At 48.8% G+C, this 15118-nt stretch carries 14 protein-coding genes; 12 read left to right on the top strand and 2 right to left on the bottom strand.

The window, feature by feature from the left end:
• Positions 1-3: 3 nt before the first annotated feature.
• Positions 4-1149, bottom strand: a complete 1146-nt coding sequence (locus K6Q96_RS14165; RefSeq protein ID WP_251876541.1) for a Na/Pi symporter — start codon at positions 1147-1149, stop codon at positions 4-6.
• A 424-nt stretch (positions 1150-1573) separates the two neighbouring features.
• On the opposite strand from K6Q96_RS14165, the gene nhaA reads away from it, so the two are divergent.
• The 4 genes from nhaA (at position 1574) to K6Q96_RS14145 (ending at position 4365) form a co-directional block, all read left to right on the top strand.
• Positions 1574-2764, top strand: a complete 1191-nt coding sequence (gene nhaA, locus K6Q96_RS14160; protein WP_251876540.1) for a Na+/H+ antiporter NhaA — start codon at positions 1574-1576, stop codon at positions 2762-2764.
• On the top strand, positions 2736-3005 hold the full coding sequence (locus tag K6Q96_RS14155; RefSeq protein WP_251876539.1) for a hypothetical protein: 270 nt from the start codon (positions 2736-2738) through the stop codon (positions 3003-3005). The genes nhaA and K6Q96_RS14155 overlap by 29 nt, the downstream gene beginning before the upstream one ends.
• Before the next feature lie 60 nt (positions 3006-3065).
• A complete protein-coding gene (gene nhaR, locus K6Q96_RS14150; protein ID WP_251876538.1) occupies positions 3066-3953 on the top strand; it encodes a transcriptional activator NhaR in 888 nt (295 codons plus the stop codon).
• 115 nt (positions 3954-4068) lie between these two features.
• Positions 4069-4365, top strand: a complete 297-nt coding sequence (locus tag K6Q96_RS14145) for an ArsR/SmtB family transcription factor (RefSeq protein WP_062667269.1) — start codon at positions 4069-4071, stop codon at positions 4363-4365.
• Between the two features lie 62 nt (positions 4366-4427).
• Here the strand turns inward: K6Q96_RS14145 and rpsT are convergent, their stop codons facing one another.
• On the bottom strand, positions 4428-4688 hold the full coding sequence (gene rpsT, locus K6Q96_RS14140) for a 30S ribosomal protein S20 (protein ID WP_062667270.1): 261 nt from the start codon (positions 4686-4688) through the stop codon (positions 4428-4430).
• A 297-nt stretch (positions 4689-4985) separates the two neighbouring features.
• Between rpsT and murJ the strand changes: the two genes are divergently transcribed.
• From murJ to carA, 8 genes are all read left to right on the top strand, one after another.
• The gene (gene murJ, locus K6Q96_RS14135; RefSeq protein WP_256481772.1) at positions 4986-6545 is read left to right on the top strand and encodes a murein biosynthesis integral membrane protein MurJ; all 1560 of its coding nucleotides are present in this window, start codon (positions 4986-4988) and stop codon (positions 6543-6545) included.
• Positions 6546-6606: 61 nt separating this feature from the next.
• The gene (gene ribF / locus K6Q96_RS14130) at positions 6607-7548 is read left to right on the top strand and encodes a bifunctional riboflavin kinase/FAD synthetase (protein WP_251876537.1); all 942 of its coding nucleotides are present in this window, start codon (positions 6607-6609) and stop codon (positions 7546-7548) included.
• A 33-nt stretch (positions 7549-7581) separates the two neighbouring features.
• Positions 7582-10410, top strand: a complete 2829-nt coding sequence (ileS, locus tag K6Q96_RS14125; RefSeq protein ID WP_251876536.1) for an isoleucine--tRNA ligase — start codon at positions 7582-7584, stop codon at positions 10408-10410.
• Positions 10411-10432: 22 nt separating this feature from the next.
• Positions 10433-10945, top strand: a complete 513-nt coding sequence (lspA, locus tag K6Q96_RS14120) for a signal peptidase II (RefSeq protein ID WP_251876535.1) — start codon at positions 10433-10435, stop codon at positions 10943-10945.
• Between the two features lie 149 nt (positions 10946-11094).
• Positions 11095-11526 (top strand): FKBP-type peptidyl-prolyl cis-trans isomerase, encoded by a 432-nt coding sequence (fkpB, locus tag K6Q96_RS14115; RefSeq protein WP_046304412.1) that lies wholly within the window; start codon positions 11095-11097, stop codon positions 11524-11526.
• An 11-nt stretch (positions 11527-11537) separates the two neighbouring features.
• Positions 11538-12482, top strand: coding sequence for a 4-hydroxy-3-methylbut-2-enyl diphosphate reductase (ispH, locus tag K6Q96_RS14110; protein ID WP_251876534.1), 945 nt, complete (start codon positions 11538-11540; stop codon positions 12480-12482).
• 170 nt (positions 12483-12652) lie between these two features.
• Positions 12653-13459 carry a 4-hydroxy-tetrahydrodipicolinate reductase gene (gene dapB / locus K6Q96_RS14105; protein ID WP_251876532.1) on the top strand — a complete coding sequence of 269 codons (807 nt, stop codon included), beginning with the start codon at positions 12653-12655 and terminating at the stop codon, positions 13457-13459.
• A 516-nt stretch (positions 13460-13975) separates the two neighbouring features.
• Positions 13976-15115: a glutamine-hydrolyzing carbamoyl-phosphate synthase small subunit gene (gene carA, locus K6Q96_RS14100; RefSeq protein ID WP_046304409.1), complete on the top strand. Its 1140-nt coding sequence runs from the start codon at positions 13976-13978 to the stop codon at positions 15113-15115.
• Positions 15116-15118 lie beyond the last annotated feature (3 nt).

Below are 15118 nucleotides of genomic sequence, written 5' to 3'. Positions count from 1 at the left end.
TGCTTATTGGGTTACCAGCATCACTAGCGAAGGAATCGCAATGAATACCAGACCTAAGTAAGCCACGACAGCCATCTTGTTCTTCGCTGCAGCTTCACCCAGCATTTCCGCGCACTTCAGTGGGATTTCACGCAGGAATGGTGTACCGAAGATCAGCAGGGTTGCCATGATGTTGAACGCCAGGTGTACCAGAGCGATCTGCAGGGCAAATACAGCGTTAGGACCCGTCACTGCCGTTGCTGCCAGCAGGGCGGTGATACAGGTACCGATGTTCGCGCCCAGAGTGAACGGATACACGTCACGTACTTTCAGTACGTTGGTACCTACTAGCGGAACCATCAGGCTGGTGGTCGTAGAAGAAGACTGAACCAGAATAGTGACCAAAGTACCGGACATAATGCCGTGGATAGGACCACGACCAATCGCTTTGTGCAGCATTTCTTTTGCACGGCCGACCATCAGAGAGCGCATCAGTTTGCCCATCATGGTGATAGAAGCGAAGATCAGTGCAATACCCAGCAGAGCCAGTACGATGCCGCCCCAACTACCCGGCAGTGAAGACAGCACATCTTTAGTGCCATTAACCAGTGGTTTGGTGATTGGACCCATAAAGTCCAAACCTTTCATACTCAGGCTACCTTCAAACATGAAAGGTGCCACCAACCAGCTTGAGATCTTGTCCAGCAGGCCGAACATCATTTCCAGCGGCAGGAAGATAGCTACAGCAATCAGGTTAAAGAAATCGTGAACAGTTGCACAGGTAAATGCACGGCGGAATTCATCTTTGCAACGAGCGTGACCCAGACTTACCAGTGTATTGGTCACGGTAGTGCCTATGTTTGCACCCATCACCATAGGGATGGCGGTTTCAACTGGCAGACCGCCAGCGACAAGACCAACGATAATAGAAGTTACAGTACTGGAAGACTGGATGAGCGCTGTCGCTACGATACCAATCATCAGACCTGCAACAGGATGAGAAGCGAATTCAAACAAGGTTCTAGCCTCGTCACCCGCAGCCCATTTGAAACCACTTCCAACCATGGAAACTGCCAGAAGCAGTACATAAAGCATAAGTGCCAGGTTGGCCCAACGTACCCAATTCTTAGAGCTGTTAATCGGTGCAGCAGTAGAAGCTTGGGAGGTCATAAGAGAAATCTCCGTGACAGTTAAATGTCAGATTTGTGTCAGTGAAAGAATCTGGCGCGGATATTAGGTACGAAATATTTCACTAATATGACAGTTATGAGGTGGTGTATCAGCCATTCATAAGAGAGGGTGTAAAGACTTTGTGTCATATGTTCAATTTACTATAAAAAACATGAAGATAAGTTGTTTATGTGAGGGGTGAAATCGCAGTATAAAAAATAGGCACTTGAACCGTTTTAATGCTTGATGCAGGCTGGGCTGTGACGTTTATGACAGAGTTACCGATTTTCGTTGCGAAAAAAGTAACAATTTTGATTGGATACTTCGGATATTTCGATGTTTAATCTCCGAAGAACCGATTTTTCTTTATCGATGATCGGCGCCTAGACTAGTAGAGATTAACTAATTTAACGGAGTGCTTTTAATGACTGATGCGATTCGTCAGTTTATGAAGATGGAATCAGCTGGTGGTTTAGTGCTGATCATTGCTGCGATTCTGGCGATTATTATTGCCAACTCGCCTTTGCAGCCACTATATGACGGCGCTCTTCATAGCTATATAGCTGGTTTGTCTGTTGCACATTGGATCAATGACGGCCTTATGGCCATCTTCTTCTTACTGATTGGACTTGAGGTTAAAAGGGAGCTGATTGAAGGCGCTCTGAATACCAAAGAGAAAGCCATCTTCCCTGCTATTGCTGCTGTCGGCGGTATGGTAGCACCTGCTGCAGTATATCTAGCATTCAATGCTGGCGACCCTGTTACCCAAGCGGGTTGGGCAATTCCAGCTGCGACGGACATTGCATTCGCACTGGGTGTGATGGCGCTGCTGGGCAAACGTGTTCCGTTGGCACTGAAAGTCTTCCTACTCGCATTGGCGATTATTGATGACCTAGGCGTTATCGTTATCATTGCGCTGTTCTATAGTAGCGATCTGTCTGTGACAGCACTGACAGTTGCTTTCCTCGCGACGGCCGCGCTCTTCTTGATGAATGCAAAAGGGGTGACTGCAACCAAGTGGTATTTGTTAGTCGGTGCCATCCTTTGGGTCAGCGTTTTGAAGTCAGGTGTTCACGCGACACTGGCGGGTGTGGTGCTGGGCTTTGTGATCCCGCTTGAAGGTGGAAAGGACGGTAAGTCACCACTGAAAGAGCTTGAACATGCTATTCACCCATATGCTGCTTTCCTTATTCTGCCTGTCTTTGCGTTCGCAAATGCTGGTGTATCACTGGAAGGCGTATCGATTGAAAGTTTGACTAATACGCTTCCATTGGGGATTGCATTGGGCCTGTTGATTGGTAAGCCTCTGGGTATCTTTACCCTGAGCTGGGCGTCAGTAAAACTGGGTATTGCTCGCCTGCCTGAAAACGTAAACTTTAAGCAAATCTTCGCTGTGTCTTTGTTGTGTGGTATCGGCTTTACCATGTCCATCTTCATTTCGTCTCTGGCGTTTGTCGGAGTGGATGAAAGCTACATTACCTTCTCAAGACTGGGCATTTTGATTGGTTCAACTATCTCGGCCGTGGCAGGTTACGCCTTGCTTAATGCTGTATTGCCGAAATCGAGTGAGGTTGAGGAAGATAGCGATGAGAAAAAAGTTAGCATTGATTATTAGCGGAGTGCTCTTCGCTACACCAGCATTGGCTGCGAACAAATACTCACACTGTTTCGATGATAATTCGACTGATGTGTGCAAGGCTTTCCTTGCTGGGCTGGAAACGACTCAACCTGAGGTTGTTGAAAAAGCCTTACTGACAACAACGCCACGCGTCGACAAAGAAACCCTATTAGGCAGAGCGCTGGAACAGCGTGCAGGAGGTCGCTACAAGACCTCCACCATTGCTAAAAAAGGATAGGCTATCATCCCAAAACGCCAGCCGTGGATAACGCGTCTGGCGTTTTTTCGTTGAGAACACATGTCACACTTAAATTATAACCACCTCTATTACTTCTGGATGGTCTGTAAGCAAGGTTCAGTATCAAAGGCGGCTGATGCTCTGTTCCTAACGCCACAGACGGTTACAGGACAGATCAGAGCGCTTGAAGAGCGCCTTAAAGGCAAATTGACCAAGCGTGTAGGGAGAAATATCGAACCTACAGAGCTCGGACAGCTTGTTTTTAAGTACGCCGATAAGATGTTTGGCTTGAGTTATGAAATGCTCGATATCGTGAATTATAGCCAACGTGAGCACCAGTTGTTCGATGTTGGCGTCGCGGACGCACTCTCCAAAAGCCTTGTTAGCCGTGTGCTGTTAAAAGCATTGCCTGAAGACGATGGTATTCACCTTCGCTGCTTCGAATCGACCCACGAACTTTTGCTTGAGCAGCTTAGTCAGCACAAACTGGATATGATCCTGTCAGACTGCCCTGTGGATTCAACACAAAGCCCCGGTCTTTTCAGCGTGAAAATAGGTGAGAGCTTGATGAGTTTCTTCTGTTCAGGAGATACCTCCAAGAAGCGTTTTCCTGCTGTCATTGAAGAGCATAAGCTGCTTATTCCAAGCACACGTACTGCCATGGGACGCAAGCTAATGCATTGGTTTGATAGCCAGGGCATCACGCCTACCATTCTGGGGGAGTTTGATGATGCGGCATTGATGAAATCATTTGGATCGAATCATAAAGCCATGTTTGTTGCGCCGACATTTTACTCTTCAGATGTGCTGGAACTTCCCAATGTTATGGAAGTGGCAAAAGTGGATGCGCTGAAAGAAGAATACTATGTCATTTTTGCGGAACGCATGATTCAGCACCCTGCAGTAAAACGCATATGTGAAGCCGATTTCAGCAAATTGTTTCACTAAGTCTCAACATCTGTATAGCATTCTTAAGCGCGGACCATTGTTACTGCTCTGAACAGTGTTAAACTTAAGTCAAACACAAACAAACCTTTAGACGTATTTTTAGCAGGCAGTAAGTATGGAATTAAAACAGATGCAAGAAGCTGGGCCTAAGGCCGTGCAGTTGCTGAAAGCAATGGCTAATGAGCGCAGACTCTTCATACTGTGTTATCTGCTGGAAGGAGAAATGTCGGTTGGCACGCTGAGTGAGAAGCTAGAACTCAGTCAGTCTGCATTATCTCAACACCTAGCTTGGTTGAGACGGGATGGCCTGGTGGCGACAAGAAAAGAAGCGCAGACAGTCTACTATTCGCTGAAAAGTGTAGAAGTGCAAACCATCATGACAACACTACACCAGTTGTATTGCAGTAAATAAAAATTAGAACAAATAAAAAAACCGGCCATGAGCCGGTTTTTTTATTTCAAATCGGAGCGCTATTACAGAGCTTTGATTTGAGCAGCCAGAGCAGCTTTATGACGAGCAGCCTTGTTCTTGTGGATCAGGCCTTTAGTAGCCATGCGGTCCAAGATAGGTTGCGCTTCAGCATATGCTTTAGTAGCCGCTTCTTTATCGCCTGCTGCAATAGCTGCGATAGTTTTTTTCAGGTAAGTGCGCATCATTGAGCGACGGCTTGCGTTGTGCTGGCGACGCTTCTCAGATTGGATTGCACGCTTCTTAGCAGATTTGATATTCGCCAAGGGTCTAACTCCCAAATCTTATATTCGGTGACAATTTAAGGCCGAGGAATATGCCTCGTTTTACCCGAGTTGTCAATTCATTTGTGCAAATATCCGCCGCACTCACCTTAGGATTGGCGTGCTGCGAACATCGCGGTTAATATGGCGGCAGATTCTACCAGCATTCTTTACTTGAAGTAAGCCTTTTATCTGTGCTTTTCGTGCTATTCAAGGTGCCTCCTTTCTTTTCATAACTACAGGGGGCTCCTGCGACAGGCGGGCAGGTTTACTTCCTTTTGTTTTTTTAAGGGGATATAGGTGTCAAAGCGATTACTTCGCTCCGGATTGATTGTCAGTTCGATGACTATGATTTCGCGTGTGATGGGTCTCGTGCGTGATGTGGTTATCGCGAATTTAATGGGGGCAGGTGCTGCAGCGGATGTTTTCTTCTTTGCTAATAAAATCCCCAACTTCCTGAGACGCCTTTTTGCAGAGGGGGCTTTTTCTCAGGCATTTGTTCCGGTGCTGGCCGAATACCAAGCCAGTGATGATAAAAACAAAACTCGCGAGCTGATTGCCTATGTGTCAGGCACACTGGGTCTGTTGGTAACGATAGTCACCTTGATTGGTGTGATTGCCTCACCAGTTATCACGGCATTGTTCGGGATGGGGTGGTTCCTCGATTGGGTAAACGATGGCCCTTCTGCCCACAAATTTGAGTTGGCCTCTCTGATCCTCAAGATCACGTTCCCATATCTTTGGTTTATCACTTTTGTGGCGCTAGCCGGCTCGATTCTCAATACCTTGGGTCGTTTTGCAGTTTCGTCTTTCACACCAGTGTTTCTGAACATTGCGATGATTTCAGCGGCGATTTGGATTTCACCAAATATGGAACAGCCTGAGATTGGTCTGGGTATTGGTGTATTTCTGGGGGGCCTTATTCAGTTTGGTTTCCAAATCCCGTTCCTCTATCGTGAAGGGATGCTGGTTCGCCCTAAATGGGGCTGGTCGCATCCGGGCGTGGTCAAAATTCGTACTCTGATGATTCCAGCATTGTTTGGGGTTTCTGTTAGCCAGATTAACCTGCTACTCGACACCTTTATTGCTAGTTTCCTGGCAACAGGTTCTATTAGTTGGCTTTACTACTCAGATCGCCTGCTGGAATTTCCATTAGGTTTGTTTGGGATTGCCATTGCGACAGTGATTCTTCCAGCGCTTTCCAAAAAACATGTGGAGCAATCTTCAGGACATTTTGCGTCGACCATGGATTGGGGCGTGCGCATGGTGCTGCTGCTTGGCGTTCCTGCCATGGTCGGTATGATTGTGCTGGCGAAACCGATGCTGATGGTTCTCTTTATGCGTGGGGAGTTTGGCGCTGACGATGTGAATGCGGCAGCCATGTCACTGATTGCTTATTCGTCAGGTCTGCTTAACTTTATGTTAATCAAGGTTTTAGCGCCTGGGTACTACGCCCGACAGGACACCAAAACACCGGTGCGCTATGGCATTATCGCCATGGCAAGCAACATGGGTTTTAATTTAATTTTTGCGTACTTCTATGGCTACGTAGGCTTGGCGATTGCTACTGCGCTCTCAGCGCTGGTCAATGCAGGTTTGCTATACCGTGGCCTTCACAAGCAGCAGGTTTACCGCGTCAGTAAAGATACTGTGGTGTTTACTTTGCGTCTTGTCGTGGGTGTGGCTCTCATGGGCGCGGTGGTTTATCACTTTATGCCGGTATTTGAGCAATGGCTGATGATGGATTTGTGGCAAAGAGTTTATACGCTGACCGGCTTAATTGCTGCGGGCGCAATCACTTACGTAGTCTCACTGGTGATTTTGGGTTTGCGACCGCATCAACTTCGCGCGGAAGGCTGATTGCGGCTTCTGATTAGTATATAATCCGTCGGTTTTTTAAGGGGAAAGCTGTTTTACCGCTATGGAATTAATTCGGGGTATCCATAACATCCGCGATAGACATCGTGGCTGCGTGCTAACAATCGGTAACTTTGACGGTGTCCATCTCGGTCATCAGGAAGTGCTGCGCCGCGTGGTGGAAAAAGCACGCGAACTTGGTTTGCCTTCAACGGTAATGCTGTTTGAACCTCAGCCACGGGAGCTTTTTTCGGGAGAAAATGCTCCGGCAAGACTTACCCGGCTTCGAGATAAGTACGTTCAACTGGCCAAGCTAGGTGTTGAGCGTCTTGTCATGGTCAACTTCAACGCCAAATTCGCCTCTATCACGCCGCATGACTTCGTTCATCGCTTGTTGGCTGAACAATTGGGTGTTAAGTTTCTCGTGGTTGGTGATGATTTTCGCTTTGGCGCTAAGCGTCAGGGCGATTTTTGTTATCTGCAAAACGAAGCCAAAAGCGTTGGTTTTGAAGTGGTAAGCACTGACAGTTTTACTGTTTCAGAACAACGTGTCAGCAGTACAGCCATTCGTAACGAATTGGCTGCAGGGCACCAGAGTGAAGCAGAAGCTATGCTTGGTCGCCCTTATAGCATTAGCGGTCGCGTTTCCCATGGTAAAAAGTTGGGTCGAACCATCGGCTTCCCGACGGCAAATGTTCCGCTCAAGCGTCGTGTATCTCCTGTTTCCGGTGTGTATGTGGTGCGAGTTGGCGGAATTGAAGAAGAACAATGGCTGGGTGGTGTAGCGAATGTCGGTACACGGCCTACTGTCAACGGTGTGCGCCAACAACTGGAAGTACACCTTTTTGACCTGGAGCGTGATCTCTATGGTCTTCAAATCGAAGTGCAGCTTTTACATAAACTGCGTGACGAGATGAAATTTGGCTCGCTCGATGAGTTGAAAGCCCAAATCGGAATTGATGCCCAGACAGCGCGTGCGTGGCTGGCTGAGCATGATGAGAAATAATGTCTAAACGTCCATATACGGAATGAACAATCAATGAGTGACTTTAAAGATACCTTAAACCTGCCGGAAACTGGGTTTCCGATGCGAGGTAATCTTGCACAGCGCGAGCCACAGATGCTCAAGCGCTGGTATGACGAAGATCTTTACGGTGAAATCCGTAAAGCGAAGAAAGGCAAAAAATCTTTCATTTTGCATGACGGCCCTCCGTATGCGAACGGCAATATTCACATTGGTCACTCCGTAAACAAAATTCTTAAAGACATTATTATTAAGTCCAAAACCCTTTCGGACTTCGACGCACCTTACGTACCAGGTTGGGACTGTCACGGCCTGCCTATCGAACTGATGGTTGAAAAGAAAGTCGGCAAGCCAGGACAGAAAGTGTCTGCGGCTGAGTTCCGTCAGAAGTGTCGTGAGTATGCTGCGAAGCAGGTTGAAGGCCAAAAGGCAGACTTCAAACGTCTGGGCGTGTTGGGTGAGTGGGACAAGCCATACCTGACCATGGACTTTGACACCGAAGCAAACATCATCCGTGCACTGGGTAAAATCGCGGGTAATGGTCACCTGCATAAAGGTTTTAAACCTGTTCACTGGTGTACTGACTGTGGTTCTGCACTGGCAGAAGCTGAAGTCGAGTATTACAACAAAGTTTCTCCTTCAATCGATGTCATGTTCGGTGCTGTCGATGAAGCAGCAGTGCTGTCTAAGTTCAACCTGAACGAAGGTCATGCAGGTCAAGGCGATGTGTCCATCGTTATCTGGACCACCACGCCTTGGACTCTGCCAGCGAACCGTGCAGTTGCGGTTTCTGATGCGCTGGAATACGTGCTGGTTCAGGTGGAAGGTGACACGCCTCGTCGTCTGATCATGGCTGCGGAGCTTGCTAAAGATGTGATGGATCGTGCCGGTATCGAGCACTTCCACAATCTGGGCTTCTGTAAAGGTGATGCGCTGGAACTGCTGCGCTTTAACCACCCATTCTACAGCTTCGATGTTCCTGTGATCCTGGGTGATCACGTAACGACTGAATCAGGTACGGGTGTTGTTCACACCGCACCAGGTCACGGTCAGGAAGACTTCGCGGTTGGTCAAAAGTACAACCTTGAAGTAGCAAACCCAGTAGGTAGCAACGGTGTTTACTTGCCAGACACAGAGTTGTTTGCCGGTCAGCACGTATTGAAAGCGAACGATAACGTGGTTGAAGTGCTGAAAGAGCACGGTGCGCTGCTGCATCACCACGCTTACGAACACAGCTACCCGCATTGCTGGCGCCACAAAACGCCAATTATCTTCCGTGCAACGCCTCAGTGGTTTATCTCTATGGAGAAAGCGGGCCTGCGTGCAAAAGCACTGGAAGAAATCAAAAACGTACAGTGGATCCCTGAGTGGGGCCAGAACCGTATTGAGTCAATGGTAGAAGGTCGTCCTGACTGGTGTATTTCACGTCAGCGTACTTGGGGTGTGCCAATTGCCCTGTTCGTTCATAAAGAAACGGCAGAGCTTCACCCGAACACCGTTGAACTGATTGAGCAAGTAGCTCAGAAAGTAGAGCAGTCTGGCATCCAGGCATGGTGGGATTTAGACGCTGAAGAACTGCTTGGTGCAGAAGCGACAAACTACGAGAAAGTGCTGGATACTCTGGACGTATGGTTCGATTCAGGTGCAACGCACTATGCAGTGGTTAACCAGCGCGAAGAGTTTGCTGGCCATGAAGCCGATATGTATCTGGAAGGTTCTGACCAACACCGCGGCTGGTTCCAGTCTTCCCTGATGACCTCTGTGGCTATCAAGAACCACGCCCCTTACAAGCAGGTTCTGACGCACGGCTTCACTGTTGACGGCCAAGGCCGCAAGATGTCGAAGTCTATCGGTAACGTGGTTTCCCCTCAGGACGTGATGAACAAGTTGGGTGGCGACATCCTGCGTCTTTGGGTGGCATCGACTGACTACACCGGTGAGATGACAGTTTCTGACGAAATCCTGAAACGCAGTGCAGACGCATACCGTCGTATTCGTAACACCGCGCGCTTCCTGCTGGCGAACCTGAACGGTTTCAACCCTGAAACTGATATGGTTGCAGCGGAAGATCTGGTAGTTGCAGACCGCTGGGCAGTGGGTAAAGCACTAGAAGCTCAGGAAGAGATCGTGAAAGCGTTCGAAGAGTGTAACTTCCACGCTGTTACGCAACGTCTGATGCAGTTCTGTTCGGTTGAGATGGGTTCATTCTATCTGGACATCATTAAAGACCGTCAGTACACCGCGAAAGCGGGTGGTCACGCACACCGTAGCTGTCAAACCGCGCTATTCCACATTGTGGAAGCACTGGTTCGCTGGATGGCGCCAATCATGTCGTTCACTGCAGATGAAATCTGGAACGAGATGCCAGGCAACCGTAACAAGTTCGTTTTCACTGAAGTATGGTACGACGGTCTGTTCGGTCTGGGTGAAGATGAGCAACTGAACAACGCATTCTGGGCTGAACTGCTTCGCGTGCGCGGTGCAGTGAACAAGGTTCTGGAAGCTGCTCGTAACGAGAAAACTATCGGTGGTTCTCTGGAAGCTGAAGTAACGCTTTATGCCAAACCTGAGTTTGCCGCCAAGCTGCAGGCAATGGGCGATGAACTGCGCTTCGTGCTGCTAACTTCAAAAGCTGAGGTCGTTGCTACTGATGCAGCACCAGAAGCGGCGGTAGCGACTGACGTTGAAGGTCTGTCTGTTGCTGTTGCCAAGTCTGACGCAGAGAAGTGCGATCGTTGCTGGCACCATGTTGCGGATGTTGGCACCATCGAAGGTCATGAAGCGATTTGTGGCCGTTGCGTAAGCAACATCGATGGCGAAGGCGAAAAGCGCCAGTTCGCGTAACAGGCAACGATAGGAAAGCTGGATGAAAGATCTGACAGCGAAACAATCAGGATTGCGTTGGCTATGGCTAGCGCTTCTGGTGTTCGTTCTGGATATCGGCAGCAAATTGCTGGTGATGAATACCATGGGTTACGGCTGGTCGAACCGCATTGAGGTCCTGCCGTTTTTTAACCTGCTTTATGTTCATAACTACGGCGCCGCGTTCAGCTTTCTGAGCGACGCCGGTGGTTGGCAGCGTTGGTTCTTCGCGGCAATAGCACTGGGCGTATCAGGTATGCTTGTTTACTGGATGCGTTCAACGCCTGCCAGTCATCGAATTCTGAATGTTGCCTATGCGTTGGTTATTGGTGGCGCTATCGGTAACCTATTTGACCGTCTGGTGCATGGCTATGTGGTGGACTTCCTTGATTTCTTTATCGGGAACAATCACTGGCCAGCATTCAACTTGGCTGACACTGCGATTGTGATTGGTGCAGTACTCATTGTTCTGGAAAGTATCATCGCATCAAAAAAGCCTCAGGCTGAAGCCGAGTAGAACCTATCGCGCTTCGAAAATAAAAATTGGCGCTGACTGCTCTGTAGTCGGCGCCAAGTCGTATAAAAAACCTTGATAACCCAATTGAAACTGGGGACTTAGGGGCTGTTGCTTTTGGTAAATTGCCCGCCAACAAAGGAAATGAGTTAATGGCGCAAATTATTGCAAACAGTGAAGTCATCATGCACTTCACCATCAAACTTGAAGACGGCTCAGTAGCAGACAGCACCAAAACTTCAGGTAAACCTGCGAAGCTGGTGATGGGGGATGGCAGTCTGACAGAGAACTTCGAAAAGTGTCTGTTGGGCTTAACCGAAGGAGAGTCGGCAAGCTTCACATTGGAGCCTGAAGATGCTTTTGGTCAGCCAAACCCAGATAATGTTCAGCACATGGACCGCAGCCTGTTTGCCGGTGATGCTCCCGCTGAAGAGGGCACCATTATTGCCTTTTCTGGTCCAGGCGGTCAGGAGATCCCGGGTCTGATTACGGAAGTGGCGGGCGAATCTGTGACGGTGGACTTCAATCACCCATTGGCGGGCCATCGTGTTATCTTTGACGTTGAAATTGTCAGTGTTGCTTAAAAGGCTATCCCATGAAAGTCATGCTAGCTAACCCACGAGGGTTTTGTGCCGGTGTTGATCGCGCGATCAGTATCGTTGAACGTGCTCTGGAACTTTACCAGCCACCGATTTATGTACGTCATGAAGTGGTGCATAACCGCTTTGTCGTTGAAGGCCTAAAAGCGCGCGGCGCCGTGTTTGTTGAAGAGCTCAGCGAAGTGCCAGACGACAGCATTGTGATCTTCTCTGCGCATGGCGTTTCTCAAGCGGTACGTAATGAAGCTAAAGCCCGTGCGTTGACCGTGTTTGATGCAACCTGTCCGTTGGTGACCAAAGTCCATATGGAAGTGGCACGTGCTAGCCGCCGTAATATGGAAGTGGTGTTAATTGGTCATGCTGGGCATCCTGAAGTAGAAGGCACCATGGGACAGTATGCCAGTGAAACTGGTGGCATGTATCTGGTAGAGAAACCGGAAGACGTTTACAAGTTGGACGTGAAAGACCCATCCAACCTTCATTTCGTGAGCCAAACGACTTTGTCGGTGGATGAAACAGCAGAGGTGATTGAAACTTTGCGTAAGGTCTTCCCGGAAATTCAAGGCCCACGTAAAGATGACATCTGTTACGCAACGCAAAACCGTCAGGATGCCGTGCGTGATTTAGCGACCCAGTGTGATGTATTGGTGGTAGTGGGCTCGAAAAACAGCTCTAACTCAAACCGCTTGCGTGAACTCAGTGAAAAACTTGGAACACCGGGTTATCTGACCGATTGTGCAGAAGATGTGAAAGCGGAATGGTTTGAAGGGAAAACCAAAGTCGGGATTACCGCAGGTGCATCTGCGCCAGAAGAGCTGGTAAACCTGATTATCGCCCGCATTGAAGAGCTGGGTGGTACATCAGTTGAAGAGCTGAAAGGTCGTGAAGAGAATATGTTCTTTGAAGTGCCACGAGAGCTTCAGGTAAAAGAAGTGCATTGATCGATAAAACCGAAAGGGAGCGAAGGCTCCCTTTTTTACGCCGCCACTTCCGCGATTGACCGCGCAGAGGTTGATTCACATCACGCCACGAAAAGGGTAGAGTGGTTATCCAGTTACGAACATAACGCGCGCAAAGCTGCGTGATGACAGGAAGTTAAAAGGGGAAACAGATGGTTCGCATTGCAATTGCGGGCGCTGCCGGACGCATGGGCCGACAGCTTATTCAAGCGACTGACGCGATGGAAGGCGCGGTTTTGGCTGCAGCAAGTGAGCGTCCTGAGTCGAGCTTGATTGGTACCGACGCAGGTGAACTGGCAGGTATTGGTAAGCGCGATGTAACAATCGTTGATGATTTGGCGAAAGTGGCCGATCAATTTGATGTCATCATTGACTTCACCGCACCAGTAGCGACGTTGGCAAACATTGAGCTTTGCCGCGCTCATGGTAAGCGACTGGTGATTGGTACGACTGGCTTTAGCGAAGAGCAGCGCGCACAGATTGATTCGGCGACCGATGTTGGTATCGTCATGGCGCCAAACTACAGCGTGGGCGTGAACCTGGTTTTCAAGCTGCTCGAGAAAGCCGCCAAGGTGATGGGCGGTTACTGTGACATTGAAATCGTTGAAGCGCACCACAGACATAAAGTGGATGCTCCATCAGGGACCGCTATTGGTATGGGTGAAGCCATCGCGGGTGCCATGGGTAATAAGCTGAGTGATGTCGCTGTATATGCCCGTGAAGGAATCACTGGTGAGCGTACTAGAGATGAGATCGGTTTTGCGACCATCCGAGCGGGCGATATCGTCGGCGAGCATACTGCGATGTTTGCAGACATTGGTGAGCGTGTGGAAATCACCCACAAAGCATCTAACCGTATGACCTTCGCCAATGGAGCGGTTCGCGCAGCGGTATGGCTGGCAGCTAAAGACGCGGGCTTCTACACCATGCAAGACGTGCTTGAGCTGGACGCCCTGTAAATTACTCGTTTTTCCAGTCAATACGTATTCATATAACTATGCAGTGTCTCTCTGTATGCTGCATAGTTTTTTTTTAATAAGCGACGATTTTATTTAAATGGTCGCAGATTACAAAATTCCTGCCACTTAACTGCTTTTAATTTGATGTTATTCTTGTTTTCTTTGTTAAGCCCATAAAATACTATCTAAACGTTATTGATAAAAACGGTTGCGTCTCTACCTGACTGCTTTATTTGTCTCAAATGCTACGGCGTAGAGAAAGTGTTAACCTGTGCTGCATAATTTTGCGTGAAATCCTCAGATAACCCTCACTTTTACCTGCTTGGTAGTCAAAACCGCAGTTGTAGACCATAAGTAATATTCTTTTTTTTGCCACTTATTGACAGCTTGTGAATCGATCTCTAGAATGCGCGCAATTTGTCAAAATTCAGCTTTAGTGATTTTTGGCACTTGTATGGAATGCTTTGATGCAAGATTATATAGTTTTTCTGCATCTTTATTGATTTGGAGGTTGTCTTGAGCAAGTCTGCGCTCTTAGTCCTGGAAGACGGGACTGTATTCCACGGTGAATCCATTGGTGCTGATGGAACCGCTGTTGGTGAAGTTGTTTTCAATACCTCGATGACGGGGTACCAAGAAATTCTCACCGACCCTTCCTATTCCCAGCAAATCGTTACTCTCACTTATCCCCACATTGGCAATACCGGTACTAATACCGAAGACGAAGAATCCTCAAAAATCCATGCTCAAGGCCTGGTAATCCGCGACCTCCCACTTATCGCTTCTAACTTCCGTAATCAGCAATCCCTTTCTGATTATCTGAAATCCCAAAACATCGTTGGCATCGCTGACATCGACACCCGTAAGCTGACCCGTTTGCTGCGTGAAAAAGGCGCTCAGAATGGCTGCATCGTTGCGGGCGACAACATCGATGAAGCGCTGGCACTGGCAAAAGCCAAAGAGTTCCCAGGCCTGAAAGGCATGGATCTGGCGAAAGAAGTGACGACAGCTGAAGCGTACGAGTGGAAACAAGGCTCATGGACGCTGGAAGGCGGCCTGCCAGAAGCGAAAGATGACAGCGAACTGCCTTATCACGTAGTGGCTTATGATTTCGGCGCGAAACGTAACATTCTGCGTATGTTGGTTGACCGTGGCTGTCGCTTGACTGTGGTTCCAGCTCAGACGTCAGCAGAAGAAGTGCTGGCAATGAATCCAGACGGTGTGTTCCTGTCAAACGGCCCTGGCGACCCAGAACCATGTACTTATGCGATCGAAGCGACCAAGGTGTTCCTGGAGAAAGGCTTGCCAATCTTTGGTATCTGTCTGGGCCACCAAATCCTGGCACTGGCATCAGGTGCACAAACCGTGAAGATGAAGTTCGGTCACCACGGTGCGAACCACCCGGTTAAAGACTTGGACCGCAATGTCGTGATGATCACCAGCCAGAACCACGGCTTTGCAGCAGACGAAGAGACGCTGCCAGCTAACCTGCGCGCGACGCACAAATCTCTGTTCGACGGCTCACTGCAAGGCATCCACCGCACGGATAAACCTGCATTCAGCTTCCAGGGCCACCCTGAGGCGAGCCCAGGTCCGCACGATGCGGCACCGCTTTTCGACCACTTTATTGAACTGATCAAGCAACACAGCGCGTAATCC

The organism is Grimontia kaedaensis (assembly GCF_023746615.1).
Taxonomy (GTDB): Bacteria; Pseudomonadota; Gammaproteobacteria; order Enterobacterales; family Vibrionaceae; genus Enterovibrio; species Enterovibrio kaedaensis.
The sequence above is the reverse complement of the archived record's forward strand: the minus strand, read 5'-3'. Positions and strand labels throughout refer to the sequence as shown.

Excerpts from the sequence above, each read along its gene's own strand:
- K6Q96_RS14165 (WP_251876541.1), bottom strand. The coding sequence starts at position 1,149 with ATGACCTCCCAAGCTTCTACTGCTGCACCGATTAACAGCTCTAAGAAT.
- nhaA (WP_251876540.1), top strand. The coding sequence starts at position 1,574 with ATGACTGATGCGATTCGTCAGTTTATGAAGATGGAATCAGCTGGTGGT.
- K6Q96_RS14155 (WP_251876539.1), top strand. The coding sequence starts at position 2,736 with ATGAGAAAAAAGTTAGCATTGATTATTAGCGGAGTGCTCTTCGCTACA.
- nhaR (WP_251876538.1), top strand. The coding sequence starts at position 3,066 with ATGTCACACTTAAATTATAACCACCTCTATTACTTCTGGATGGTCTGT.
- K6Q96_RS14145 (WP_062667269.1), top strand. The coding sequence starts at position 4,069 with ATGGAATTAAAACAGATGCAAGAAGCTGGGCCTAAGGCCGTGCAGTTG.
- ribF (WP_251876537.1), top strand. The coding sequence starts at position 6,607 with ATGGAATTAATTCGGGGTATCCATAACATCCGCGATAGACATCGTGGC.
- ileS (WP_251876536.1), top strand. The coding sequence starts at position 7,582 with ATGAGTGACTTTAAAGATACCTTAAACCTGCCGGAAACTGGGTTTCCG.
- lspA (WP_251876535.1), top strand. The coding sequence starts at position 10,433 with ATGAAAGATCTGACAGCGAAACAATCAGGATTGCGTTGGCTATGGCTA.
- fkpB (WP_046304412.1), top strand. The coding sequence starts at position 11,095 with ATGGCGCAAATTATTGCAAACAGTGAAGTCATCATGCACTTCACCATC.
- ispH (WP_251876534.1), top strand. The coding sequence starts at position 11,538 with ATGAAAGTCATGCTAGCTAACCCACGAGGGTTTTGTGCCGGTGTTGAT.
- dapB (WP_251876532.1), top strand. The coding sequence starts at position 12,653 with ATGGTTCGCATTGCAATTGCGGGCGCTGCCGGACGCATGGGCCGACAG.